Origin of the sequence: Streptomyces meridianus, from assembly GCF_023703325.1 — a bacterium.
GTDB lineage: Bacteria > Actinomycetota > Actinomycetes > Streptomycetales > Streptomycetaceae > Streptomyces > Streptomyces meridianus.
In genome coordinates this window covers 1-25268 of sequence record NZ_JAMQGM010000030.1, presented here as the reverse complement: position 1 = coordinate 25268, position 25268 = coordinate 1, and the positions used below count along the sequence as shown (strand labels likewise).

The 25268-nt window shown below is 71.8% G+C and carries 24 protein-coding genes and 3 tRNA genes; 5 read left to right on the top strand and 22 right to left on the bottom strand.

Annotated features, from left to right (window positions below):
• Positions 1-4 precede the first annotated feature (4 nt).
• A complete protein-coding gene (locus tag M1E25_RS14835; protein ID WP_251415435.1) occupies positions 5-1087 on the top strand; it encodes an adenosine deaminase in 1083 nt (360 codons plus the stop codon).
• Positions 1088-1149: 62 nt separating this feature from the next.
• Here M1E25_RS14835 and M1E25_RS14830 read toward each other — a convergent pair whose 3' ends face one another.
• The 6 genes from M1E25_RS14830 to M1E25_RS14805 form a co-directional block, all read right to left on the bottom strand.
• Entirely contained in the window at positions 1150-2223 is a 1074-nt protein-coding gene (locus M1E25_RS14830) for a UDP-N-acetylmuramate dehydrogenase (protein ID WP_251415433.1), read from the bottom strand.
• A 76-nt stretch (positions 2224-2299) separates the two neighbouring features.
• A complete protein-coding gene (locus tag M1E25_RS14825) occupies positions 2300-2728 on the bottom strand; it encodes a MaoC family dehydratase (protein ID WP_251415430.1) in 429 nt (142 codons plus the stop codon).
• A gap of 5 nt (positions 2729-2733) precedes the next feature.
• A complete protein-coding gene (locus tag M1E25_RS14820; RefSeq protein WP_251415427.1) occupies positions 2734-3204 on the bottom strand; it encodes a MaoC family dehydratase N-terminal domain-containing protein in 471 nt (156 codons plus the stop codon).
• Between the two features lie 120 nt (positions 3205-3324).
• The gene (rpmG, locus tag M1E25_RS14815) at positions 3325-3489 is read right to left on the bottom strand and encodes a 50S ribosomal protein L33 (protein WP_003956487.1); all 165 of its coding nucleotides are present in this window, start codon (positions 3487-3489) and stop codon (positions 3325-3327) included.
• A gap of 115 nt (positions 3490-3604) precedes the next feature.
• Positions 3605-3677 (bottom strand) — tRNA-Met (locus tag M1E25_RS14810).
• Between the two features lie 45 nt (positions 3678-3722).
• Positions 3723-3795: transfer RNA gene (locus M1E25_RS14805), tRNA-Thr, on the bottom strand.
• A 242-nt stretch (positions 3796-4037) separates the two neighbouring features.
• Here M1E25_RS14805 and M1E25_RS14800 point away from each other — a divergent pair.
• Positions 4038-5333 (top strand): amidohydrolase family protein, encoded by a 1296-nt coding sequence (locus tag M1E25_RS14800; RefSeq protein WP_251415424.1) that lies wholly within the window; start codon positions 4038-4040, stop codon positions 5331-5333.
• 135 nt (positions 5334-5468) lie between these two features.
• Entirely contained in the window at positions 5469-6131 is a 663-nt protein-coding gene (locus tag M1E25_RS14795) for an NAD(P)H-binding protein (RefSeq protein ID WP_251415421.1), read from the top strand.
• Positions 6132-6164: 33 nt separating this feature from the next.
• Here the strand turns inward: M1E25_RS14795 and M1E25_RS14790 are convergent, their stop codons facing one another.
• The 4 genes from M1E25_RS14790 to M1E25_RS14775 all read right to left on the bottom strand — a co-directional run bounded on the left by M1E25_RS14790 (position 6165) and on the right by M1E25_RS14775 (position 9780).
• On the bottom strand, positions 6165-7061 hold the full coding sequence (locus tag M1E25_RS14790) for an ATP-dependent DNA ligase (protein ID WP_251415418.1): 897 nt from the start codon (positions 7059-7061) through the stop codon (positions 6165-6167).
• Complete coding sequence (gene ligD / locus M1E25_RS14785) at positions 7058-7951, bottom strand: non-homologous end-joining DNA ligase (protein WP_251415415.1); 894 nt, start codon at positions 7949-7951, stop codon at positions 7058-7060. Before ligD ends, M1E25_RS14790 begins: the two co-directional genes overlap by 4 nt.
• Positions 7952-8178: 227 nt before the next feature.
• The gene (gene ku, locus M1E25_RS14780) at positions 8179-9252 is read right to left on the bottom strand and encodes a non-homologous end joining protein Ku (RefSeq protein WP_251415414.1); all 1074 of its coding nucleotides are present in this window, start codon (positions 9250-9252) and stop codon (positions 8179-8181) included.
• A gap of 111 nt (positions 9253-9363) precedes the next feature.
• Positions 9364-9780, bottom strand: a complete 417-nt coding sequence (locus M1E25_RS14775) for a VOC family protein (protein WP_251415412.1) — start codon at positions 9778-9780, stop codon at positions 9364-9366.
• Between the two features lie 226 nt (positions 9781-10006).
• On the opposite strand from M1E25_RS14775, the gene M1E25_RS14770 reads away from it, so the two are divergent.
• Positions 10007-12895: an AfsR/SARP family transcriptional regulator gene (locus M1E25_RS14770; RefSeq protein WP_251415410.1), complete on the top strand. Its 2889-nt coding sequence runs from the start codon at positions 10007-10009 to the stop codon at positions 12893-12895.
• A gap of 144 nt (positions 12896-13039) precedes the next feature.
• Here M1E25_RS14770 and M1E25_RS14765 read toward each other — a convergent pair whose 3' ends face one another.
• Both M1E25_RS14765 and M1E25_RS14760 read right to left on the bottom strand, forming a co-directional pair.
• Positions 13040-13615: a M23 family metallopeptidase gene (locus M1E25_RS14765; RefSeq protein ID WP_251415408.1), complete on the bottom strand. Its 576-nt coding sequence runs from the start codon at positions 13613-13615 to the stop codon at positions 13040-13042.
• 620 nt (positions 13616-14235) lie between these two features.
• A tRNA-Tyr gene (locus M1E25_RS14760) sits at positions 14236-14317 on the bottom strand.
• A gap of 192 nt (positions 14318-14509) precedes the next feature.
• On the opposite strand from M1E25_RS14760, the gene M1E25_RS14755 reads away from it, so the two are divergent.
• Positions 14510-14998, top strand: coding sequence for a YajQ family cyclic di-GMP-binding protein (locus M1E25_RS14755; protein ID WP_251415406.1), 489 nt, complete (start codon positions 14510-14512; stop codon positions 14996-14998).
• 136 nt (positions 14999-15134) lie between these two features.
• Here M1E25_RS14755 and M1E25_RS14750 read toward each other — a convergent pair whose 3' ends face one another.
• The 10 genes from M1E25_RS14750 to M1E25_RS14705 all read right to left on the bottom strand — a co-directional run.
• Complete coding sequence (locus tag M1E25_RS14750) at positions 15135-15527, bottom strand: YccF domain-containing protein (protein WP_251415404.1); 393 nt, start codon at positions 15525-15527, stop codon at positions 15135-15137.
• Positions 15524-16387 (bottom strand): zinc metalloprotease HtpX, encoded by an 864-nt coding sequence (gene htpX / locus M1E25_RS14745; protein WP_251415401.1) that lies wholly within the window; start codon positions 16385-16387, stop codon positions 15524-15526. Before htpX ends, M1E25_RS14750 begins: the two co-directional genes overlap by 4 nt.
• 143 nt (positions 16388-16530) lie before the next feature.
• Positions 16531-18120: an NADH-quinone oxidoreductase subunit N gene (locus M1E25_RS14740; protein ID WP_251415399.1), complete on the bottom strand. Its 1590-nt coding sequence runs from the start codon at positions 18118-18120 to the stop codon at positions 16531-16533.
• A complete protein-coding gene (locus M1E25_RS14735; protein WP_251415549.1) occupies positions 18120-19745 on the bottom strand; it encodes a complex I subunit 4 family protein in 1626 nt (541 codons plus the stop codon). Before M1E25_RS14735 ends, M1E25_RS14740 begins: the two co-directional genes overlap by 1 nt.
• 30 nt (positions 19746-19775) lie before the next feature.
• Positions 19776-21770 (bottom strand): NADH-quinone oxidoreductase subunit 5 family protein, encoded by a 1995-nt coding sequence (locus M1E25_RS14730; RefSeq protein ID WP_251415396.1) that lies wholly within the window; start codon positions 21768-21770, stop codon positions 19776-19778.
• Complete coding sequence (gene nuoK / locus M1E25_RS14725) at positions 21767-22144, bottom strand: NADH-quinone oxidoreductase subunit NuoK (protein WP_251415393.1); 378 nt, start codon at positions 22142-22144, stop codon at positions 21767-21769. Before nuoK ends, M1E25_RS14730 begins: the two co-directional genes overlap by 4 nt.
• Positions 22144-22701 (bottom strand): NADH-quinone oxidoreductase subunit J family protein, encoded by a 558-nt coding sequence (locus M1E25_RS14720; protein ID WP_251415390.1) that lies wholly within the window; start codon positions 22699-22701, stop codon positions 22144-22146. Before M1E25_RS14720 ends, nuoK begins: the two co-directional genes overlap by 1 nt.
• On the bottom strand, positions 22698-23261 hold the full coding sequence (locus tag M1E25_RS14715; RefSeq protein WP_251415387.1) for a NuoI/complex I 23 kDa subunit family protein: 564 nt from the start codon (positions 23259-23261) through the stop codon (positions 22698-22700). The genes M1E25_RS14720 and M1E25_RS14715 overlap by 4 nt, the downstream gene beginning before the upstream one ends.
• Positions 23258-24226: a complex I subunit 1/NuoH family protein gene (locus M1E25_RS14710; RefSeq protein ID WP_251415385.1), complete on the bottom strand. Its 969-nt coding sequence runs from the start codon at positions 24224-24226 to the stop codon at positions 23258-23260. The genes M1E25_RS14715 and M1E25_RS14710 overlap by 4 nt, the downstream gene beginning before the upstream one ends.
• On the bottom strand, positions 24223-25268 hold a 1046-nt coding region (locus tag M1E25_RS14705; protein WP_251415383.1), incomplete at its 5' end, for an NADH-quinone oxidoreductase subunit C. The genes M1E25_RS14710 and M1E25_RS14705, both read right to left, overlap by 4 nt.

Genomic DNA, 25268 nt, shown 5'->3' with positions numbered 1-25268 from the left:
TGGAATGCTGCAGTCTTCGGCGGAGCTCCGCCCCACGAACACCCGCCCGGCCACCCGTGACGTCCGACTGCTCCCGAAGACCCATCTGCATCTGCACTTCACGGGGTCGATGCGGCCCGGCACGCTCCTGGAGCTCGCCGACAAGTACGGCGTGCACCTGCCCGACGCGCTGAGCGGCGGGGAACCGCCTCAGCTGCGGGCGACCGACGAGCGGGGATGGTTCCGCTTCCAGCGGCTGTACGACATCGCCCGGTCCTGTCTGCGCGAGCCCGAGGACATCCAGCGGCTGGTGCGCGAGGCGGCCGAGGAAGACGTCCGCGACGGCTCCCGCTGGCTCGAGATCCAGGTCGACCCGACTTCGTACGCGCCGCGCCTCGGCGGGCTGATCCCGGCACTGGAGGTCATCCTCGATGCCGTCGACAAGGCCTCCCGCGAGACGGGACTCGGCATCCGTGTGCTGGTAGCCGCGAACCGCATGAAGCACCCGCTGGACGCCCGGACGCTGGCGCGGCTGGCGGTCCGGTACGCCGACCGAGGTGTGATCGGCTTCGGACTCTCCAACGACGAACGGCGGGGTTTCGCCCGGGATTTCGACCGCGCCTTCGCCATCGCCCGGGACGGCGGTCTGCTCGCCGCACCGCACGGGGGCGAGCTGGCCGGGCCCGGCAGCGTGCGCGACTGCCTCGACGACCTGGAGGCGTCCCGGATCGGCCACGGCGTGCGGGCGGCGGAGGACTCTCGGCTGCTCGAGCGGTTGGCCGAGCGCGGGGTCACGTGCGAGGTGTGTCCGTCGTCGAACGTCGCGCTCGGGGTGTACGACAAGCCGGAGGACGTGCCGCTGCGCGCCCTCTTCGACTCCGGCGTGCCGATGGCGCTCGGCGCCGACGACCCGCTGCTGTTCGGGTCCCGGTTGGCGGACCAGTACGAACTCGCCCGCGCCGTACACCGGTTCACGGACGGCGAACTCGCCGAGCTGGCGCGCCAGTCGGTGCGCGGCTCGGCCGCACCGTCGCCGGTGCGCGACGTGATGCTGGCGGACATCGACGCCTGGCTGGCCGCGGACGGGGCGGGACCGCAGAACCGCTGACCGCCCCCCGGCGCCGCGCGGGGGCCGCGTCCCCGGCGCCCACCGGCGCCGTGCGGCCGGTGTCACAACGAGCAGCCGACGGTCACCGGTTCGTTGACGAGCGTGATCCCGAATGCGGCGTGGACCCCGGCGACGACCTCCCGGGCCAGCGTCAGCAGGTCCTCCGCCGTGGCCGAACCACGGTTGGTCAGCGCGAGCGTGTGCTTGGTGGAGATGCGGGCCGGGCCGTCGCCGTAGCCCTTGGCGAAGCCCGCCTTGTCGATCAGCCAGGCGGCAGAGGTCTTGATCCGCCCGTCCCCGGCCGGGAAGGCGGGGGCCGCCGCGTCGGGCCCCAGTCGCTCGGCGACGCGGGCGACGAACGCGGCGTGCTCGGCCTCGGACAGGATCGGGTTGGTGAAGAACGAGCCGGCGGACCAGGTGTCGTGGTCCTCGGGGTCGAGCACCATGCCCTTGCCCGCCCGCAGCTTCAGAACGGTCGCCCGGGCCAGGGCGGCTGGCACTCGGTCGCCCGCCTCGACGCCGAGGGCGCGGGCGGTCTCCGGATACTTGACCGGGGCGGACAGGCCGCCGGCGTCCTCCAGCACGAACCGGACCCGGAGCACCACGAAGCGCGTCGGGTCCGCCTTGAACCGGCTGTGGCGGTAGGAGAAGCCGCAGTCGGCGCCCGGGATGGTGACGACCTCGTCGGCACGCCGGTCGTACGCCACGACCTCGGAGATCGTGGTGGAGACCTCCTGACCGTACGCGCCGACGTTCTGAATCGGGGTCGCGCCCGCGGAACCCGGGATGCCTGCCATGCACTCGACGCCCGCGAGGCCCGCCTCGACGGTCCGGGCCACGGAGTCGGACCAGTTCTCGCCGGCGGCGAGTTCCAGCGGGACGCCGCCGTCGGCCTGCGGCGTCCCCAGCTCGAATCCGCGGGTGGCGATGCGCAGGGCCGTGCCCTCGAAGCCCTTGTCGCCGATGACCAGGTTGCTGCCGCCGCCGATGATGAGCAACGGGGTGTCCGACGCGTCGGCCTCGCGGACTGCGGCGATCACCTCGTCGTCAGTGGTCGCGGTGATCAGACGGCTCGCCGGGCCGCCGAGCCGGAAGGTGGTCAGCGGGGCGAGCGGGGCGTCATGGAGTTCGTGCACGGGAACAGGGTACGGGGGCCGCCACCGCCGACGGCACGGTCCTCGGACCGCACCAGGGCTACCCCCGCCGAGTCCCTCAGGCCAGCCGGACCACGGCGCGGGCCATCCCGAGCACCTTCTGCCCGTCGCAGACCGCGGTGAGGTCCACCCGGACCGTGCGGTCGTCGAGCTTCGCGGCGACCTTGGCGGCCACCTCGACGACCGCGCCCTTGTCGTCGTTCGGCACGACGACGGGCTTGGTGAAGCGCACCCCGTAGTCGACGACGGCCGCCGGGTCGCCCGCCCAGTCGGTCACCACACGGGCCGCCTCGGCCATCGTGAACATGCCGTGGGCGATGACGTCGGGCAGGCCGACCTCCTTGGCGAACTTCTCGTTCCAGTGGATCGGATTGAAGTCGCCGGAGGCACCCGCGTACCGCACGAGGGCGGCGCGGCTGACGGGGAACGACCTGGCCGGCAGTTCGGTGCCGACCTCGACGTCGTCGTACGAAATCGTCGCTGTCATCTGTGTCACGCCTCCGTGCTCTGCTCGGCGCCCGCGCCCCGGGCCACGAGCTTCGTGTGGGCGGTCACGACGAGCTCGCCGCTGCCGTCGTGGACGTCGCCGCGCACGGACAGTACGTCGTTGCCCGCCAGTGACTTGATCGAATCGATGGTGCAGGTGACCGAGAGCCGGTCACCGGCGCGGACCGGTCGTGCGTAGGTGAACTTCTGGTCGCCGTGCACCACCCGGCTGTAGTCCAGGCCCAGTTCCGGGTCCTCGACGACGAGGCGGTGCGCAGCCCGGAAGGTGATCGAGAAGACGAAGGTCGGAGGCGCGATCACGTCGGGATGCCCGTACGCCTTCGCCGCCTCGGGATCGGTGTACGCCGGGTTGTCGTCACCGATCGCCTCGGCGAACTCGCGGATCTTCTCCCGGCCCACCTCGTAGGGCGCGGTGGGCGGATAGGTCCGCCCGACGAAGGACTGGTCGAGCGCCATGTGCTCGGCACCTCCTGCGGCACTGGTGTGGAACGGCCCCGAGGGCATCGGAGCCGTACGGGTGTCAACGCCACGAGGCCGCTCCCGGTGACGGGAGCGGCCTCGTGAACGAGCCTTCAACTAGCGCGTCTCGCGGTGCGCGGTGTGCGAGTTGCAGCGCGGGCAGTGCTTCTTCATCTCAAGACGGTCCGGGTTGTTGCGCCGGTTCTTCTTGGTGATGTAGTTCCGCTCCTTGCACTCCACGCAGGCCAGCGTGATCTTCGGGCGGACGTCGGTGGCAGCCACGTGAGTGCTCCTTGACCGTGGGCCTCCTCCGGGCCGTGACCCAGGAGGACGGATGGAATGAACGCATGAAAGAGTAGCCGATCGAAGGAACTAGCCTACAATCGGCTACCGTGTGTAGCGGTGACCGGACTTGAACCGGTGACACAGCGATTATGAGCCGCTTGCTCTACCGACTGAGCTACACCGCTTTGATGCGAGTCCCTCGCCGTGAGGCGAGGGCGACCGCACATCAGAGCCCCAATACGGAATCGAACCGTAGACCTTCTCCTTACCATGGAGACGCTCTGCCGACTGAGCTATTGGGGCGAGCGATGAAGACATTACACGGTCACCCACCGAAAGGTGAAATCCGTATCGACCCCGCCACGCAGGCATCACACGACCGCGCCGGTACGACTATTCGGTTCTTCCCCGAAGCCCCGGGCACCGCGCCATAGGCTCGCTTCCACACCGCGTGATCTTGGCGTTCGGACCGTCCCGGCCCTGCCCCGGGGCATGCAACCCGGCCCCGGGATCCGCCCCGGACCCCGAAGGAGGCGGACAGCGCCATGCCGGACCACCGGCCGCAGCGGCCTCCGGGCGACGACGCCCAAGCCCCCGACGACTCGCCCCTGCTGCTCAGCGGAGCCCGGCTGACGGACGGTCGGACGGTGGACGTGCAGCTCCGCGCCGGACGCATCGAAGCCGTGGGGACCGCGGGCAGCCTCACTCGTACCGCCACGGGCGACAGGCTCAGCGGTGCCCGGATCGACCTCAGCGGTCATCTGCTACTGCCCGCTCCGGCAGAACCCCACGCGCACAGCGACACCGCCCTGACCGCCGACTCCGCCGGCCCCGCGAGCCAGGCCCCGGCGGACGTGCAGCGCCGCGCCACCGAGGCCGCACTGCTCCAACTCGGCCACGGGGCCACAGCGCTGCGCAGCCACGTACGGATCGGCGACGTGCAGGGGCTCGGGGCCCTGGATGCCGTACTGCAGGCCCGCCGGGCACTACGGGGCCTCGTCGACCTGGGCACGGTCGCGGTGCCGAGGATCCTGACCGGAGCTGCCGGCGCGGACGGGCTCGCCATGCTGCGGGATGCCGTCAAGATGGGCGCCTCCGTCGTGGGCGGATGCCCGGATCTCGACCCCGACCCCGCAGGTTACGCGGAAGCGGTGCTCGACGTGGCGACCGAGCACGGCTGCGCCGTCGATCTGCACACGGACGGTGACGATCCGGCCCGGCTCGCACGGCTGGCGGCGATGGCCGGGGGCCTGCGGCCGGGCGTCACCATCGGCCCCTGCGGTGGCCTCGCCCGGCTGCCCCACGAGGTGGCCGGGCACGCGGCTGACCGGCTGGCCGCCGCGGGCATCACCGTCGTGTGCCTGCCGCAGGGTGACTGCGCCGCGATGGAGTACGACGCCGCCCGGCCGGCGAGCGGGCCGCCGGTCCGGCTGCTGCGGGCCGCCGGGGTCCGCGTCGCAGCGGGCAGCGGGGCGCTGCGGGACGCGGCGAACCCGGTCGGGCGGGGCGACCCCCTGGAGGCCGCCTATCTGCTGGCGTCCCAGGGCCGGGCGCGGCCGGGAGACGCGTATGCGGCGGTGAGCCGGGAGGCCCGGGCGGCCATGGGCCTGCCGGAGGTGCGGGTCGAGGCGGGCTTCCCGGCGGAGTTGCTGGCCGTCCGCGGCGAGTCCGTCTCCGGCGTCCTGGCCCTGGCGTACAGCCGGATCGTCATCCACGAGGGCCGGGTCGTGGCCCGGACCAGCGCCGTCCGCGAGTACTGCGACTCGCCGACGGTGGCAGCACTGGATCTGCCGCGTCAGGGTGGCCCGTCGAGCAAGGCGCACCGGCCGCCGCCGGACTGAGTCGGTCCGGCGGATCCGAGCGGGCGGCGACCGCCCTCCGGCAGACTCCCCCGTCGGCGACCCCGGCCCCGTCGGCGACATGCGGCCGGTGGGCACCCGGGATGCGATCGGCGCAGGACCGCGTACGGTCGTGACATGCGCATCGTCATCGCTGGTGGACACGGACGGATCGCGCTGCGGCTGGAGCGGCTGCTCGCCGCGCGCGGGGACGAGGCCGTGGGGATCGTCCGCAACCCGGAACACGCCGACGACCTGCGGGCCCTGGGGGCGGAACCGGCGTTGTGCGATCTCGAGTCGGCCTCCGTCGAGGACGTCGCGGAGTTGCTGCGCGGCGCGGACGCGGCCGTCTTCGCGGCGGGAGCCGGGCCTGGCAGTGGCGCCGCCCGCAAGGAGACGGTCGACCGGGACGCGGCGATCCTGCTCGCCGACGCCGCCGAGCGGGCCGGGGTCCGGCGGTTCGTCGTCGTCTCGTCGATGGGCGCCGACTCCACGCCCTCGGGTGACACGGACCCGGTCTTCGCCGCCTATCTCCGCGCCAAGGGGGCGGCCGACGCCGAGGTCCGGGCCCGGAGAAACCTCGATTGGACGATCCTGCGGCCGGGTCGGCTCACGGACGAGCCGGGCACCGGACTGGTGACTCTGGACGAGCACACGGGCCGGTCGGACGTGCCGCGGGACGACGTGGCGGCCGTCCTGCAGGCACTGCTCGACGAACCCGGGACGGCGGGCCGCACGGTGGAGCTGATCGGCGGGCGGACTCCCGTCGCGGAGGCGGTCGGAGCGGTGGCTTCCGGATGAGTAACCGCCCGGACCGGCATCCTCGGGCGGCGGTCAGCCGGGGATGCGCAGCCGCAGAACTTCGGTGAGGGGCTGCCGGGTGGTCGTCCGCCGTACCTCCACCGCCAGTTCTCCCGGCACCCGCCGGAACACGGTGCCGTCGGCCGCCTCCCCGGTGTCCGGTCCCGGCTCGCCGGGTTCCGCCGCGCCGGCCAGGGCTTCGGCCATCCGAAGGCGCAGCCCGGGGGCGAGCGGCCGGGAGATCACCGGGGTGTCGTCACCGGGGAGCACCAGGGCGAGGGCCCGCGGGCGCTCCGGGGAGCCGGTCACACCGACGACGACGGCGTCCCGGGTGTCGGCGTGACGCAGCTTCTGCCAGTCGCGCCGGCCCCCTCGGTAGGGCAGCCCGAGCGGCTTGACGACGAGCCCCTCGACACCGATCCGGGGCAGCGTCTCGTACCAGGTGGCGGCTTCCCGGGGGTCCGTGGTCACGGGGACCGGCTGGAGCGGCGGGCCGAGCGGCGACAGCAGTTCGACGAGCCGGGCGCGGCGGTGCTCGTACGGAAGGGCACGCAGGTCCTCGTCGCCGACGGCGAGCAGGTCGAAGGCTGCGTACGAGGCGGGGAGCCGGCCGGCCAGCAGGACCGCACGGGAGGCGGTGGCCATCGCGCGTTTCTGGACGGCTGCGAAGTCGGTGCGCCCCTCCGACCAGACGACGACCTCCCCGTCGAGGACCGTGCCGTCGGGGAGGGCGTGCGCCGCCTCGACGAGGTCGGGGAACGCCTCGCCCACGAGGCGGCCGGAGCGGGCCTGGAGCAGCGCGCCCCCCGGGGTGCGGAAGATCAGCACCCGGTGGCCGTCGAATTTGGGTTCGTAGGCGAACGGGCCGCGGGGCAGATCGTCCACCGAGCGGGCCAGCGCGACCTTCAGCGGCGGGCGGAGCCTGCTCACTGCCGGCCGCCGGGCAGCGGGCGGGCGGCGTCCGGATCGGTGAGCGGTCCGAGGATGTCGCCGTGCTCTGCCACCCGGCCCGCGATGTCACCGGCCAGGAAGACCAGGTCGGACGGGTGCCCGCAGGCGGCGAGTTCGTCCCAGGTCACGGGGGCCGAAACGGTGGGCTCACTGCGGGCACGCAGGGTGTAGGGCGTGGCGGTGGTCTTGGCGGCGGCGTTCTGGCTGAAGTCCACGAACACCTTGCCGGGACGCAGGTGGCGGCCCATGCGGTGCACGACGAGGTCCGGCAGTTCGCGCTCGGCCTGGACGGCGAGCTCCTTGGTGTAGGCCGTGACGTCCGAGGAGGCCGCCGGTTCGATCGGCACGAGAAGGTGCAGGCCCTTGGAGCCGGACGTCTTGGCGTACGCGGTGAGGCCGTCGTCGGCGAGGCGGTCGCGCAGCCACCGGGCGACGGTGACGCACTCGACGATCGTCGCGGGCTCCCCCGGATCGAGGTCGAGGACGAGTCGGTCCGCCCGGCCCGGTTCCCCGATCCGCCACTGATGCGTGTGCAGTTCGGTGACGAGATTCGCCGCCCACATCAGGGACGGCAGGTCCTGGAGCAGCGCCTGGTGCGTGGACTTCCCGCTCGAGCGGGTGACCTCGGTCGTCTCCAGCCATTCCGGGGCACCGGGTGGGACGTTCTTGGCGAAGAACTTCTCACCGTCGATGCCGTCCGGGTAGCGGAGGAAGGAGACGGGACGGTCGTGCAGATGCGGCAGCAGCACCTCGGCGGTGGTGGCGTAGTAGTGCAGGACCTCGCCCTTGGTGAACCCGGTCGGGTAGAGGACCTTGTCGAGGTTGCTGAGCGTCAGCCGGCGTCCGGCCACCTCCGTGATGGGAGACATGGGACGAGACTGCCACGAAAGGTGCCTCGCGACCCGCTGCGTCTTCTTTCGGACGCATCAGGCACCCGGCGGGTCGCAGCCGCGGTGCACGGTGACCGGCCTCGTCCCGGCCTGCTGCCGTCCCCGGCACGCGGCTGACGAGCGTCATGGGCCGTCGCACCCTCGGGTGCACCTCGGCAGTCGGGCCGGAGTCCGCCGTTGCGGGTCCGGGGGCTCGGTGCCACCGGTCAGGAAGCCCGGGCGCGGCGTCGGCCCACCGGGCCCGAGAGCGCCTTGATCAGTTCGTCGCGGCTCATGGTCGACCGGCCGTGGACGCCGGCGTCCGCTGCCCGGTGGTAGAGCTCCGTCTTGCTCAGGCCCTCGAGTTCCGATGCCTTCGCGGCCTTCTTGTCGGTCTTCTGCGACGCGGCCGGCGTCCGGCGCTTGTGCCCGGCGTCCTTCAGCCGCGTCGGCGGACGGGCCGGGGCTTCCTCCTTATCGGCCTGTTCCTCCTGCTTCTTCGCCCCGCCCTTGGCGCCCCGGCTCCCCTTCGCCTGGTCGACGCTGGCCTGCAGGGCGTCCATGAGGTCGATGACGTTGGTGGAACGCGGCGGCGGCTCACCCTTCTCGAAGGTCTCGCCGGTGCGCTTGGCCTCGACGAGTTCCATCACGCGGTCCCGGTAGGTGTCGTGGAACTCCTCGGGGTCCCAGTCCATGCTGAGGGCCTCGATGAGCTGGACCGCCGTCTGCAGTTCCTTGTCGGAGACGTCGGTCCGCTCGGGCAGGTTGCCGATCTCGCGGCGGGGGTCCCGCACTTCGTCCGCCCAGTGCAGGGTGTGCATCGTCAGCACGTCGCCCTCGGCCTTGAGTGCCACCAGGTACTCGCGGTTGCGCATGACGACCGTGGCGATCCCGGCCTTGTTGGAGCGGGTGAGCGCCTCGAGCAGCAGGGAGTAGACCTTGCCGTACTGCTTGTCCTTCGGCCCGAGGTAGTAGGTCTTGTCGAAGAAGATCGGTTCGACCTCGTCCAGGTCGACGAAACCGGTGATCTCCAGGCCCATGGACTTGCTGGGGGCGATCTCGTCGAGTTCGGCGGGCTCGACCACCACGTACGAGTCCCCCATGTCGAAGCCCTTGACGATCTCCTCCGGCGGCACTTCCTCACCGGTGCGCTCGTTCACCCGCTTGTTCCGGACCCGGTCGGACGTGCCGCGCTGGATCTGGTTGAAGTGGACGGTGTGGCTCTCCGTCGCGGTGAACAGCTGGACCGGGATGGCGACCAGCCCGAACGAGAGTGCGCCACTCCAGACTGCCCGTGCCATGGCCCGCCACCTCCCTGTCGCCTCCCATCCGAACCCCTCCGGCCGGTGATCGCATCCCCGGCGGCCCTCCGTTGGTGACAACGGGTGAGGAGAACGGGAGCGGGCGGGTGATCAGCGACCTGCGTACTGGCTGAAGCGCAGTACATTGCCGGCGGGGTCGCGGAAGGCGCAGTCACGGACGCCGTACGGCTGGTCGACGGGTTCCTGCACCACCTCGGCGCCGGAGGCACGAATGCGCTCGAACGTGCGGTTGCAGTTGTCGGTCGCGAAGACCACTCCGCGCATCAGGCCCTTGGCCGTCAGGTCGGCGATCGCCCGCCTGTCGTCCTGGGATGCCTCCGCATCGGCCACGGGGGGTTCGAGGACGATGTCCACGTCCGGTTGCGCCGGAGAGCCGATGGTCACCCAGCGCCTTCCCCCGTACCGGACATCGTTGCGCACCCTGAGACCGAGGACGTCCCGGTAGAAGGCGACGGCCTTGTCGTGGTCGTCCACGACGATGAAGCAGTGCGAGAGTCTGAGGTCCATACGGGTCACGCTACGGACGGCCCACGGATCGTGCTTCCCCGCGCGCTGCGGGTCCCCGCAGTGGCACGCCCAGGGCGCCCCGAGTCGTGAAACCCGGGGGACGGTGCATCAGGCGCCCCTTACGTCACAACCGCCACAGCGGGGGCACGAACTCCGGGGAATCTCCGTTCGACGCCTTCGCGCACCAGTACGCTGCGTCCGGCGTCACGGACTCGCGGAGGCGCAGATGGGGGAACCGAGTTTCGGAGTGCTGGGACCGCTCCAGGTGCGGGTGAAAGGCGTCCCGATACGCCTCGGCGGTCCGAAGCCGCGGGCGATCCTCGCCACGCTGTTGTTGCAGCCCGGGAGCTTCGTCTCGCTCGACCTGCTGACGGAGGTGCTGTGGCCGGGCGGCGCACCCCGGTCCGCAGTCGCCAATGTCCGCACGTACGTGCGCGCGCTGCGCCGGACCCTGTCCGAGGCGGGGATCAACGCCGACGGCCTGAGCACCCGGCCGTCGGGCTACGCGCTGGACGTCGCCCCTCACGATCTCGACCTGCTGCTCTTCGAACAGCGGCTGGAGCGTGCCCGCGCGGAGCGTGATGACGGCGACCACGCCACCGCGTTGCGCGCGTACGAATCCGCCCTCGACCTCTGGCGCGGTGGGGTGCTGCAGGACGTGCCGTCCAGTGTGGTCTGGGACCCCGCCATCACCCGGGCCGAAGGGGTGCGGTCGGCCGCGATCGACGAATGCCTCGACGTGCGGCTGCGCATGGGGGACTACGCGCCGCTGGTCGCGGAGCTGCGGTCGCGGCTCGCCGAGGACCCGCTGCGGGAGGACCTGTGGCAGATGCTGGTGCGCGCCCTGCACAGCTCGGGCCGCACCCTCGAGGCCCGCTCCGCGTACGCCGACGCCGAGCGGACCCTCGCGGCCGAACTCGGCATCGAGCCGGGCCCGTCCCTGCGCAGCACCGGGGAGGAGGTCAACGGGTACGTCTCCCGACGGCGCACGACGTCCCCTGCGCCGGTGTGCCAGTTACCCATCGACGTACCGGACTTCACCGGGCGGGCCGACGAGATCGCCGTACTGGAGGGACTGTTGTCGGCGGCCGGACGGCAACCGGTCGTCGCAGCTCTCTCGGGCCCGCCGGGTTCCGGGAAGTCCACCCTGGCGGTTCACGTCGCCCATCGTGTCCGCCCGGCCTTTCCGGACGGCCAGCTCTTCGTCGATCTGGACGGCATGAGCCGCAGGCCACGCGAACCGGCCGACGTCCTGGCCGAGTTGCTGCGCGGTCTCGGCGTCATCGACAGCGCCATCCCCGGCGACCTGAGCGAGCGGGCGTCGCTGTTCCGCTCGCGCCTGGCGCAGCGACGGTTCCTCATCGTCCTCGACGACGCCGCCGGCAGCGCCCAGGTGCGTTCCCTGCTTCCGGGCACCGGCGGATCGGCAGTGATCGTCAGCTCCCGCCGCCGCATGCCGGGGCTGCCGGCGCACCACCTGCCGATGGGCATGATGCGACACGACGAAGCCCGCGCGCTCTTCGCCACGATCGTGGGGCCGGACCGGCTGCGGATGGAGGAAGCGGACGCCGACCGGGTGCTCGCCTGCTGCGGCTCGCTGCCGCTGGCCGTGCGCATCGCCGGGGCCCGGCTGGTGAACCGGCCGGGGTGGACCGTGGGCGCCCTGGCCGACTTCCTGAGTGACGAACGCGGACGGCTCGACCAGCTCCACACGGGCGAGCTGGAGGTCCGGGCGAGCGCGGAGCTGAGCTACCGGCACCTGCCCGCCCAGGCGGCGACGGCGTTCCGGGCCTTCGGCCTGCTGGCCGACGACGCGGTGGCGGGGTGGATGGTCGCGGTCGCGATGGGCCGCAGCGAAGGCGTTGCCGGAGAGCTGGAGACGCTGGCCGACGAGCACCTGGTCGAAGTGAGCGGCACCGACCGTCTCGGACTGCAGCGGTACCGCATGCACGACCTGTTGCGCTGTTACGCCCGGGAGCTGTCGGAGGCCGATGATGCCGGGCTGCGACTGCAACGCCGGCTGGAAGTCGTCGACACCCTGACCGTGCTCGCCCGCTGCGCCAATTCGGCGATGCCCACGCACTTCCTCGGCATCCTCGGGGAGCCGACCCGCCCGGCAGGGCCCGCCGTCGCGATCGCCCCCTCGGTACGCGCCCGGCCCGTGGAATGGTTCGAAACCGAACGCCGGATCCTCGTGGCAGCGGTGGAGTCCACGTTACGCCTCGGCCACGTCTCCCGGGCCGCCGATCTCGCGATCGAGCTGGCCGGCTTCTTCGACCTGCGCGGCTATTACGGCGACTGGCTGCGGACGCACCGGCTCGTACTCGACGCGGCGCCCGCTCCGTCCGACCGGCAGGCCGCGGCGCTGCTGCGCAATCTGGGCCAGCTCCACCTCTACCAGGACCGCTACACCGACGCGCTCGCCTCCTTCGACACCTCGCGCGCGCTCTTCGCGGGTCTCGGGAACCTGTCGGGCGAGGCCGTCGCCGCGGTGGGGGCCGGGTCCGTGTACCGGGTCCTCAACGACCTCGATGCCGCTCTGGACACGTTCGTCACGGCGTTGCGCGGATTCGACAAGGCCGGTGACCGGCACGGTGAAACGGTCGCCCACAACGCGATCGCCTCGGTGTGGCTGGAGCGGCGGGACCCCGACGCCGCGGCGCCCTGGCTCGACTGCGCTCTGGAGCTCTCCCGCGAGGTGGGTGACCGGCACCGCGAGGCACAGGTGCGGCGCCGTATCGCGGTGCTGCACGAACTTCGCGGCGAACCGCACGTCGCACAGGCCGAACTGGAGCGCGCACTCGGCATCTTCGACGAGCTGGCAGACGCCCACTGCGCGGCCTACGTGCAGCAGAGCATCGGTGAGTTGCTGCTGCGGCAGGGCGACGCGAGCCAGGCATCCGCGCTCCTGGTCGACGCGCTGGCCGTACAACAGCAGCTCGGCGACCGACGAGCGGAGGCGCGGGTGGCGTGTCTGCTGGGCGAACTGCACCACGCGACCGGGCGGGACCGGACCGCGCGACGCTACTTCCACCGCTCGCTGTCGACGTGGCGCCGGCTCGAGGCCTGCGGCCAGGCCGAACTGGTTGAGGCCAAGCTGCGGTCGCTGCGCTGACGTGCCTGCGGCCCGTACGACCGGGTGAGTGCGGAGCGGCCGTGGTCGGGTGCCGCCTGCTCGGCCGTGCACCCGTCCGTCACCGACGGGACGGTGGTTCCCGGTGCCGGCGGAGGAAGCCGGCACCGGGCCCCGTTCATCCCGTCAGCACCGGTTCTTGCTGGTCTGGTAGCGCGTCAGACCGTCCTCCCAGGTGACACCCTGGACGACCGAGACGACGACCGAGCCGTTGTGTATCTGCTCGTAGTGCAGGTGAGGGGAGATGTTGTAGATCGCGGACGAAGCGCCGACCCGGCCGATCCGCTGCCCGACCTTGACCGTGTCGCCCTTCGCGACACCACGGGACTTCAGGTGCGCGTAGCGGGTGCGCCAGCCGTCCCCGTGCCCGATCACAATGGTGTTCCCGTAACCGGAGGTCGTGCTGTAGTACGAGGCGAGCACCTTGCCGCCGGCGCTCGCGAACACACGACGGCCGTCGTCGTCCGGATTGCCGTTGGCGTCGTAGTGGTTCCAGTCGATCGCGTGCGCCGGGCTGTGCCCGTTCCAGTTGCTGCCGCGCCACTTCTGGCCGCACTCGAACGGCATCTTGAAGGTCGGACGGCTGGTGATCGTCACATCCGACGACGCGGTCTCCGGGGCCGCGACAGCTGTCGGAGTCACGATCGCGACGGCGGCGACCGCACTGGCGGCCGCGAGAAGCCGGCGGAAATGTCTGTTCATGTCTATCCCCCTGTGAATCGGTGATGGGCCGATTCAAGGGGGCGGGCATACAAAGCGGATACAACTGCTGCGCCCCTGGTCCGGGGCCTCGTCGTACATACGGCGCAACGACGATCAACACTCCCCCGGCGTCATCCGAGCCGCCCGGCCGGGGATCGCGACGTGCAGCCCAGGACGCCGAAACGCCGGCCCTACCCGTGAAACGAGGCGACGATCATCCATGGGACGAAGGCAACGGCTTCCCCTGCCGGTCCAAGAGGAACGGTGGGGACGCTGTCGCCCGCCTGCCCCGGGACCGACGTTGCACCGGACCCACGAGGTCGACACCGCTACCACGATGTTCACCCGCGCGTCGCGCACGGCTGTGAGCAGGGCAGCCTCCGCCCCTTCGGAAACGCCCGGAAGCCCGACACGGCGCGCTCCCGCTGTCCGGGGCAGCTCGACAGCAGCCGTGAACGTCTCCAGGGGGAGATCCCGCAGATTCCCGGCGCCTGCCCCGGCCGCCGGACCATAGTGGCCGACTGACATTCGACACGACACAAGGCGCAGTCAAGCGAGCACGCAATGAAAGAAGGGCCCGTGACCAGCGGAAACGCTGATCGCGGGCCCTTTTTCGGCTGTGGCGGCGCCAGGATTCGAACCTGGGAAGGCTGAGCCGGCAGATTTACAGTCTGCTCCCTTTGGCCGCTCGGGCACACCGCCGGGGTTCGCTGCCGTGCCGCAGGCCGCTTCGGCCTGCTGTGTGGCAACGACGTAAACCATACCCGATGCCCAGGGGTGCTCCGCCACTCGGTTGATCTCCGCTCGACGCGTGAAGGTGTGGCTAGGCTGGCCGTGCGGACCGGCGACGGAACGCACCCCATGACGGATCTACGCACGAGGAGCCAACTCAACATGGCCGACTCCAGTTTCGACATCGTCTCGAAGGTCGAGCGGCAGGAGGTCGACAACGCCCTCAACCAGGCGGGCCGCGAGATCTCCCAGCGGTACGACTTCAAGAACGTCGGCGCATCGATCGAGTGGTCCGGCGACAAGATCGAGATGCGCGCCAACTCCGAGGAACGCGTGAAGGCGATTCTCGACGTCTTCCAGTCCAAGCTGGTCAAGCGCGGCATCTCGCTGAAGGCCCTGGACACCGGCGAGCCGCAGGCCTCCGGCAAGGAGTACAAGATCTTCGCCTCGCTGCAGGAGGGCATCTCGCAGGAGAACGCCAAGAAGGTCGCCAAGATCATCCGCGACGAGGGCCCGAAGGGCGTCAAGGCTCAGGTGCAGGGCGACGAGCTCCGCGTCAGCTCGAAGAGCCGTGACGACCTGCAGGCCGTCCAGCAGCTCATCAAGGGCAAGGACCTCGACTTCGCGGTGCAGTTCGTCAACTACCGCTGACGTCGGCCGTCACGGCCGTCCCATACCGGGTCCCCGGTTCGTGCGCGAGGCACGGGCCGGGGCTTCGGCGTGCGCCTCTGCCGCCTCCCGCCCGGAGGTAGGAACCGGGCCGGCGAGCCCGCCCGGCCCGTGCCCGTCAGCGGCCGGCGAACGGCTGGTCCGTGTCGACGATCTCCCGGCCGAGCGGGGCCAGGGAGATCGGGATCAGCTTGAAGTTGGCGACCCCGAGGGGGATGCCGATGATCGTCAGGCACTGCGCGATGCCGGTGGTGATGTGCAGCAGCGCCAGCCACCAGCCGGCGAGCAGCAGCCACAGCACGTTCCCGGCGAACGACGGCGCCCCCGCATCCCATCGCCGCACCGCCGCCCTGCCGAACGGCCACAGTGTGTACAGCGCGATGCGGAAGGAGGCGATGCCGAACGGGATGCCGATGACCGTGATGCAGAGCAGCAGCCCCGCGACCACGTATCCGACGGCGAGCCAGAAGCCCGACAGTACAAGCCAGATGATGTTCAGAAGGGTCTTCATCGCGGATAACCTGCCATCTGCTCGAGGCGGGCGATGCGTTCCGCCATGGGCGGGTGGGTGGAGAACAGCCGGGACATCCCGCCACCCGCGCGGAACGGGTTGGCGATCATCATGTGTCCGGCGGTTTCGAGCCGCGGCTCCGGGGGCAACGGCATCTGCTTCGTCCCTTGTTCGAGCTTGCGCAGGGCCGAAGCCAGGGCCAGCGGGTCGCCGGTGAGCTGCGCTCCCGAGGCGTCCGCCTGGTACTCGCGGGAGCGGGAGACGGCCAGCTGGATGACGGAAGCCGCCAGCGGACCCAGCAGCAGGATCAGCAGCATGCCGAGCAGACCCGGCCCCTCGTCGTCGTCGCTCCGCCCGAAGGGCAGCAGCCAGGCGAAGTTGACCAGGAACATGATGACCGACGCGAGTGCGCCCGCGACCGAGGAGATCAGGATGTCGCGGTTGTGGACGTGGCTGAGCTCGTGCCCGATGACGCCCCTGAGTTCGCGCTCGTTGAGGAGCCGCAGGATGCCGTCGGTGCAGCACACGGCCGCATGGCGCGGGTTCCGCCCGGTCGCGAAGGCGTTGGGGGCGGCCGTCGGTGAGATGTAGAGGCGCGGCATGGGACGACGGGCGGCCGTGGAGAGTTCGCGCACGATCCGGTAGAGGCCCGGGGCCTCGAACTCGCTGACCGGGCGGGCCCGCATGGCGCGCAGCGCCAGCTTGTCGCTGTTCCAGTAGGCATAGGCGTTGGTGCCGAGGGCCACGATCACGGCCACGATCAGTCCCGTACGGCCGAACAGGCTGCCGATGACGATGATGAGGGCCGACAGGCCCCCGAGGAGTACGGCGGTCTTCAGCCCGTTGTGCCGGCGGTGCACGGTGCGCCCTCCAAGTGGTGCTGCGGGGGACCCTCTGGGGCGGTGTGTCCGCTCTCAGTGGACACTCCCGTACTGGTCAACGCCAGTCGGAGGCAGCGGGTTCCCCGTGCTCCGGGTGCCCGGGACCGTGCGGGGGCGACGTCCTAGAGCAGTACCGCGGAAGCGAAACGCAGGATCACCTGGGGCGCGCCGGAAAGGACCGCGCCGAGGACCGCGGACAGGCCCATGGCCGCACCGAGCGGGACGGGGACGGGCCGCTTCACCGGAACGGCCGCCCCGGCGGCGGGAGCACCGGGCCCGTCCGCAGCTGCGGGCCGGGAGCCGGCGGCCGCCGGCTCCGGGGAGCGGAACAGGACCGCCGTCCAGCGCAGGTAGTAGTACAGAGCGATCACGACGTTCACGGCCATGACGACGGCGAGCCAGCCCAGTCCGGCGTCCACCGCGACCTGGAAGACCACGACCTTCGCGAAGAGGCCGATGACGCCGGGTGGGAGTCCGGCCAGGCACAGCAGGAAGAAGCCCAGGGCCAGGGCGGCCAAGGGGCGGTCTGTGTAGAGACCGCGGTAGTCGCCGAGGCGGTTGGCGGGGTTGCTCCGCGCGACGAGGGCGACGACGGCGAACGCTCCGAGGTTGACGACCGCGTACATCAGGGCGTAGGCCACGGTGGATCCGACGGCGCGGCCGGGGTCGTCTGCGTACGCGGCCGCGGCGATCGGGACCAGCAGATAGCCGGCCTGCCCGACGGACGACCAGGCGAGCAGGCGCACGGCGCTGTGCATGCTGGCGGCCCGCTGCCGCAGCGCAGCCACGTTTCCGACGGTCATGGTGACGGCGGCCAGGACGGCCGTCACCGGCCCCCAGACGTCGTCGTACGACGGGAATGCCACCAGGGCGACCACGATGAGCCCCGAGAAGCCGACGGCCTTGCCGATCACGGAGAGGTAGGCGGCGACGGGGACCGGCGCGCCCGCGTAGGTGTCCGGCACCCAGAAGTGGAAGGGGGCGGCCGCTGCCTTGAAGGCGAAGCCGACGAGCGTGAGCGCGACACCCGCAGCGACGAGCGTGGCGAGCCGGCCCGGGACGTCGGGAAGCCGGTCGGCGACCTGCGTCATGTGGATGCTGCCCGTGGCGGCGTACACGAAACTGATGCCCAGGAGCGTCACGGCGGTCGCCGCCACGGACGACAGGAAGAACTTGAGGGCTGCCTCGGACGAGAGCCGGTCGCCGCGGCGGAGGCCGACCAGGGCGAACGTGGGCAGGGAGGCGACCTCGAGGGCGACGACGAGGGTCGCCAGGTCGCGGGAGGCGGGCAGCAGGGCGGCGCCTGCTACGGCGGAGAGCAGCAGGAACCAGTACTCGCCGGCCGGCAGTTCCGCGTCCCTGAGCGTCCCGAGGGAGAGCAGAGCCGTCAACAGGGCGCCGCCCAGGACGAGGAACTGGATGGAGAGGGCGAAGGGGTCGGCGGTGTAGCTGCACACGTCGGGCTGCGCGGTCAGGCAGAAGGTGCGCCGGTCGCCGTCGAGGAGCGGCAGCAGGGCCAGCGCGGACAGGGCCAGTCCGGCGACCGCGATCCAGCCGAGCACGGGCTTGCGCCGCTCGGGCAGGAACAGGTCGGCGACGAGGACGACGAGCGCGACGGCCGCGGGCAGGGCGGCGGGGGCGAGCGCGATCCAGTCCACGGACTGGACCAGGCTCCGTTCGGCTCCGGCGGCGAGGTGGGCGAGGGAGGTCATCAGCTGCCTCCTCCGAGGAGGTTCTGCACGGCCGGGTCGGTGAGGCCGAGGAGGGCCGCGGGCCAGAGTCCGGCAAGGACGGTGAGGACGACGAGCGGGGTCCAGGCGGCGAACTCGTGGCCCCGGACGTCCACGGGAGTGCCGGCGCCTGCGGGTACGGCGGCCGCTCCTGCGGGATGCGGTGCGGGCAGCGCCCCGGGCGCCCCGGGCGCCTCGGGTTCGACGGCACCGGGCGGGACGCCCATGCAGACACGGCGGACGACCACGAGCATGTAGGCGGCGGTGAGCAGGGTGCCGAATGCGGCGACGGCCATGAAGGTCAGGAACGCCGGGCGGTTCAGGCCCTCGGCGGGCCGGAACGCGCCGAACATGGCGAGCATCTCGCCCCAGAAGCCGGCCAGCCCGGGCAGGCCGAGGGAGGCGACCGCGCCGAAGGCGATCAGCCCGCCGAGGCGCGGCGTCCGGCCGTAGAGGGCGGCGCCGGTGCGGCCGGCGAGCCGGTCGAGGTCCGCCTCGCCGAAGCGCTCCTTGACCGCGCCGACCAGGAAGAACAGCAGGCCGGTGATGAGGCCGTGCGCGATGTTGGCGAACAGCGCGCCGTTGACGCCGGTGGGGGTGAGGGTGGCGATGCCGAGCAGCACGAAGCCCATGTGGCCGACGGAGGAGTACGCGATGAGCCGCTTGAGGTCGCCCGACGCGCCGGGGCGGGCCAGCGCCAGGCAGGCCAGCGATCCGTAGACGATGCCGACGACGGCGAACGCGGCGAGGTAGGGCGCGAAGGTGTGCATGCCCTCGGGCGCGATCGGGAGCAGGATGCGGACGAAGCCGTAGGTGCCCATCTTCAGCAGCAGTCCGGCCAGGAGGACGGAGCCGACGGTGGGGGCGGCCGTGTGGGCGTCCGGCAGCCAGCTGTGGACGGGCCACATCGGGGTCTTCACGGCGAGGCCGATGCCGATGGAGGCGACGGCGAGCAGTTGCGTGGTGTGACCGAGCGCGGACGCGTTGTCAGTGCCGAGTGCCACCATGTCGAAGGTGCCGCCCTCGAGTCCCACGAGGAGGAAGCCGAGCAGCATGACCACGGAACCGAGCACGGTGTAGAGGATGAACTTCCACGCGGCGCGGGTGCGGCCGGCCCCGCCCCAGCGGGCGATGAGGAAGTACATGGGGATGAGGACCGTCTCGAAGGCGAGGAAGAACAGCAGCAGGTCGAGGACGGCGAAGGTGGCGAGTGTGCCGGCCTCCAGGAGGAGGACGAGCGCCACGAAGCCCTGGGCGGAGGGGCCCTCGGGCATCCGGAAGTAGCTGTGGAGGGCACAGAGGAACGTCAGCAGTGCGGTCAGGACGAGCAGGGGGAGCGAGACACCGTCGACGCCCAGGTGGATGCGGACGTCGAGGGCCGGGATCCAGCTGACGTCGGTGGTGGCCTGCATGGTGGCCGGGCGGTCGTGGTCGAACCCGAGCGCCAGCATCACGGTGGCCGCGAGGACCACCCCGGTGACGGTGACGCCGTGCCGGAGCACCGCCTGCTGCGGATTGCGGCCGCGGAGCCCGGGGGGCGCGGGGAGCAGCGCGGCGGCGGCGCCGAGGAGGGGGAGGACGACGACGGCCACGAGGAGGTACTGCATGACGGTGTCGTTGAGGGGGGCGATCACGGCTCACGCTCCGGCGGCGACGAGGACGGCGGCGACGGCCAGCACCACGGTGCCGGCGAGGAGTGCGCCGAGGTAGGTCTGCACGTTGCCGGTCTGCGCGCGGCGGACGGCGGTGCCGAGCCGGCGCGGCGCTTCACCGGCACCGTGCACCAGCGCGTCGACGACCCGGCGGTCGAGGAACCGGACCAGTCCGGCGGCGGAATTCACCGGACGCACGAAGAGGCGGCTGTAGACGGCGTCGAGGTGGAAACCGTGGGCGGCGGGCCGGTGCAGGGGGCCGAGGAGGAGGCGCCCCGGGTCGGCGGGGTCCTCGGCGGAGGCGATGTCGCCGTAGACCTCTTCGTGGGTGGCGATGGCTTCCATCTCGGTGAGGGCGGGTTCGACCCGAGGGTGGGCGGTGACCGCGCCGACCGGGACGCGGGCGGCTCGCGCGGTGGTGTGACGCCAGGCGCCGTACATCACGAGGACGCCGGCGAGGGCGAGTCCGGTCGCGAGGACGGAGGTGACGAGGGTCGGGTTCAGCGAGCGCTCGTCGAACCAGCCGGGGAGGGCGGTGACGGCGAGGCCGAACCCCGCGGTGGGGAGGAACAGCACCCACAGCACGGCGGTCATGGACAGCGGCTGCCTGCCGTGGTCGGGGGCGTCGGCTCCCTTGCCGCGGAACACGAGCAGCCACAGGCGTGCGGCGTAGGCGGCGGTGAGGAGGGCCGTCAGCAGGCCGGAGACGAGGACGGTCCAGCCGACCGCGGCGGGAATGCCGGTGGCGTGGCCGGCTGCGGCGTGCTCGGCGGAGCCCAGGACGGCTTCCTTGGAGAAGAAGCCGGCGAACGGCGGGACGGCGACGAGTGCCAGGAGCGCGACGGTGACGGTCCAGTAGGCGTCGGGGATCCGCCGGGCCAGGCCGCGCATGCGGGACATGGCGCTGAGCGAGTTGGTGCCCGCCGCGTGGATGATCACACCTGCGCCCAGGAAGAGGAGGGCCTTGAACGCTCCGTGTGACATCAGGTGGAACACGGCCGCGCCGCGGTCGCCGACGGCCAGGGCTCCGGTCATGTAACCGAGCTGCCCGATGGTCGAGTAGGCGAGGACGCGTTTGATGTCGTCCTGGGCGATCGCGGCAACCGCGGATCCGGTCATGGTGACGGCGGCCATCACACCGAGGACGGCCAGGGCCGCGGTCGAAGCGGTGAAGACGGGCAGCAGCCGGGCGACGAAGTAGACGCCCGCCGCGACCATGGTCGCGGCGTGGATGAGCGCGGAGACCGGGGTGGGGCCGGCCATGGCGTCGGGCAGCCAGGTGTGCAGCGGGAACTGGGCGGACTTGCCTGCGACGCCCGCCAGCAGGAGCAGGGCGATCACGGTGGGGTGGTCGAGGCCGTCGCCGGAGACGGCGGCGGTGAGGATGCCGTTGATCCGGAAAGTGCCGGCGTCGGCGGCGAGCGCGAACAGGCCGATCAGGAACGGCACGTCGCCGAGCTTGGTGACGAGGAACGCCTTGAGGGAGGCGGACCGGGCGGCCTCCGTCTCCCAGTAGTGGCCGACGAGGAAGTAGGAGCAGATGCCCATGATCTCCCAGCCGACCAGCAGCACCATGAGGTCGCCGGTGTAGACGACGAGCAGCATGGCGGCCGTGAAGAGCGAGACCAGGGCGGCGTAGGAGGAGTAGCGCGGATCGTGGCGGAGGTAGCCGGTGGAGTAGATCTGCACGCAGGAGGCGACGACGCAGACGACGACCGCGACCAGGGCGGCGAATCCGTCGATGTTCAGCGCGAGGTCGATCGGCACGGACCCGGTGGGCGTGAGCCGGGTGGCGGCGTCGATCGGCTCTCCCCCGCCCTGCCGGGCGGCGACGAGGACGGCCGACACCGTGGCGGTGAGCACCGGGACGACGGCGAGCGGCTGGACGAACCCGGGGGCGCGGCGACCGAGGAGCAGGCCGGCGGTCGAGCCGAGGAAGGGGAGGAGGGGGACGAGAACGGCGAGGGTCGTGGTCGTCACGCGGCGGCCTCTGACTTCTGTGGCGTGTCCGCGACGGTGTCCGCTCGCTCCGGTCCGGTGCCCGCCGGAGGATCGGCGAGGTCGGTGAGCCGGTCGATGTCGGAGGTTCCGCGGTTGCGGTGGACGAGCAGGACGATCGCCAGCCCGATGCCGATCTCGGCGGCGGCGATGGTGATGGTGAAGAGGGTCAGCACCTGTCCGGCGTGCAGGGTGTCGCGGAGCCAGACGTCGAAGGCGACGAGATTGAGGTTGACGGCGTTGAGCATGAGCTCGACGGACATCAGCATCAGGATCGCGTTGCGGCGCGCCAGGACGCCGTAGAGGCCGGTGCAGAACAGCAGGGCTGCGAGCACGGCGGGGTAGGCGAGATGCATCAGCGCGTCTCCTTGCCGGCCGGCCGGCCGTTCCTGCGGGAGAGGACGATGGCGCCGACGAGTGCGGCGAGCAGCAGCACGGACAGTGCCTCGAACGGCAGCACCCAGTGCTGGAAGAGGCTGCGGCCCGCGACGTCGGTGCTGCCCTGCACCGTGGAGAGGTCGATCCAGGTGGAGCGGAAGGCGTCGACCACGACCCAGACCAGGAGGGCCGCGGCGACGAGGGCCGCGGCGAGCGCCACCGGGCGGTTGCCCGAGTCGGCGTCGGGCGAGCGGCCGATGGGGGCCTTGGTGAGCATCAGGCCGAAAAGGAGGAGGACCACGACGGATCCGAGGTAGATCAGCACCTGCACCCAGGCGATGAACTCCGCGGTGAGCAGGAGGTATTCGACGGCGAGTCCGCCGAGGGTCACCACCAGCCACAGCGCGGCGTGCACGAGTTGGCGGGTGGCGACGGTGACCAGGGCGGCCCCGAAGGTGACGAGTCCGACCAGGACGAACGCGATCTCGACCCCGGTGGGCGACAGGAATCCGGGGTGTCCGGCTGCGAGGATCACGCTCCGTCCCCCTGCTGCTCCTGCTGTTGTTCCTGTTCGCCTGCTGCGGCGAGCTTGTCGGCGGTCTTCCGTGCCGCGCCGATCTCCTTGGGCTCCTCTGCGGCCGGGTCCAGTGCGGGCGGCGCGGGTACCGTCCACATCCAGTCGCGGAGCTTGTCGCGCTCATGGGTGAGTTCGCGGATGTCGGTCTCGGCGTACTCGAACTCGGGCGACCAGAACAGCGCGTCGAACGGGCACACCTCGATGCAGATCCCGCAGTACATGCACAGGGAGAAGTCGATGGCGAAGCGGTCGAGCACGTTCCGGCTGCGTTCGCGTCCGCCGGGGGCGGCGGGCGGCACCGTCTCCTTGTGGGAGTCGATGTAGATGCACCAGTCCGGGCACTCGCGGGCGCACAGCATGCAGACCGTGCAGTTCTCCTCGAACAGCCCGATCACGCCGCGGCTGCGCGGAGGCAGCGCGGGCTGCACGTCCGGGTACTGCGCGGTGACGGTCTTCTTCGTCATCGTGCGCAGGGTGACGGCCAGGCCCTTGGCGAGGCCGGATCCGGGGATGCTCATGAGGAAATCACCACCTTGACGACGCCGGTGAGCGCGATCTGGGCGAGGGCCAGCGGAATGAGGACGGTCCAGGCGAGCTTCTGCAGTTGGTCCTCACGCAGCCGCGGGTAGCTCACGCGCAGCCAGATGACGCCGAATGCCAGGACGGCGGTCTTGAGGAGGGTCCACAGCCAGCCGAGACCGTCGGCACCGCCCGGTCCGTTCCATCCGCCCAGGAAGAGGACGGTCGTCAGGCCGCAGAGGACGACGATTCCCGCGTACTCGGCGAGCAGGAACAGCGCGAAGCGCAGGCCGGTGTACTCGGTGTACGCGCCGAAGATGATCTCGGAATCGGCGACCGGCATGTCGAAGGGCGGCCGCTGGAGCTCGGCGAGGCCGGCCGTAAAGAAGACGACCGCGCCGACCAGTTGCCACGGCACCCACCACCAGTGGAAGCCTTCGATGATGCCGGACAGGGAGACCGTCCCGGCGGCCATGGCGACGGACGCGGCGGCGAGCAGCATCGGGAGTTCGTACGCGAGGAGCTGGGCGGCCGTGCGCAGGCCGCCGAGCAGCGAGAACTTGTTCGCCGAGGCCCAGCCGGCCATGACCGAGCCGAGAACGCCGACGCCCATCACCGCAAGGACGAAGAAGACGCCCGCGTCGACGGCCTGGCCGACGGCGTTGCCGGGGCCGACCGGGATGGTGATCAGGACGAGGAGGTAGGGCAGCAGTGCCACGGCGGGGGCCAGCTGGAAGACGCGGCGGTCGGCGGCCGCCGGGACCACGTCCTCCTTCTGCGCGAACTTCACGCCGTCGGCGACGAGCTGTGCCCAACCGTGGAAGCCGCCCGCGTACATGGGTCCGAGCCGGCCCTGCATGTGCGCCATGACCTTGTGCTCGGTCTGCCCGACGACGAGCGGCAGCACGAGGAAGGCGACGAAGACGGCGAGCAGCCGCCAGGCGACGTCGAGGACGTCGTTCACTGTGCCTCTCCTTCCTCGGTGTCCCTGCCGGTGCCGGGAGCGGCGCCCTCACCGGCGCCGGCGTCCGTTCCGTCTCCGGCGTCCGTTCCGTCTCCGGTGTCCTGACCGGGTGCGGTTTTCCGGCCGGGCGCTGCATCGGCTCCGGCTCCGCCGTCCCGTTCGGGGCGGGCAGGGCGGTCGGAACGGTCCGGCCGTTCGTCCGCAGTCCGAGGGCCGTGCCAGGGGGCGTCGCCACCCGGCCTGCGCGCCCCGGGCTTCCGCGGCGCGGCCCCTCCGGACTGCTCGGGCCGCTCAGCTCCTGCGGGCCGCTCGGCCCCTGCGGCCCCGGCGGTCCCCTCGGCCTGCTGGCTCGCCGACCCGGCGGAGACGCTGCGCGTGCGGCGCGCCGGGCGCTCGCCCGCGGCCGCAGCACGGCCGGCTCCCCGGGCCGGACGCGCCGGGGCCGGCGGCAACTGCCCCTTGAGCGGACCCCATTCGTTCGGGTCGGGGACGCCCGGCGGGAGCATCTGCCGACGCTTCGGTGCACCGTGCCCGGCGCCCTCGCCGGGCTCCTTGGCGCCGGGCCATGCCTTGGCCACCCGCGCCGCCAGCACGAAGTCCTTGCGCAGCGGATGCCCCTCGAACCCCTCGGGCAGCAGCAGCGGCACGAGGTGGGGGTGGCCGGTGAAGTGGACGCCGAACATCTCGTTGGTCTCGCGCTCGTGCCATTCCGCCCCCGCGTAGACGCCGACCGCGGTCGGCAGTACCGGGGCATCGTGCGGGACGGTGGTGCGCAGCAGCAGCCGGCGGACGGCCGGCGGTGCATCCGCGCCGAGCGCGACGACGTGCGCCGAGATCCGGAAGCCCTCGCCCGGCTCGTCGACGGCGCTCAGCCAGTCGAAATAGGTGCAGCCGAGGATGTCGCGCGCGGTTTCGAGCGCGGCGATCCAGCGGTCCGGCGGGACGTCGACGGTGAGGAGGTCGTAGGCCTCCGCAGCGCTCGCGCCCTCGCCGAAGAGGTCGGCCGCACTGCGCGGCAGCCAGCCGGCCGGCGGCTCGGGCA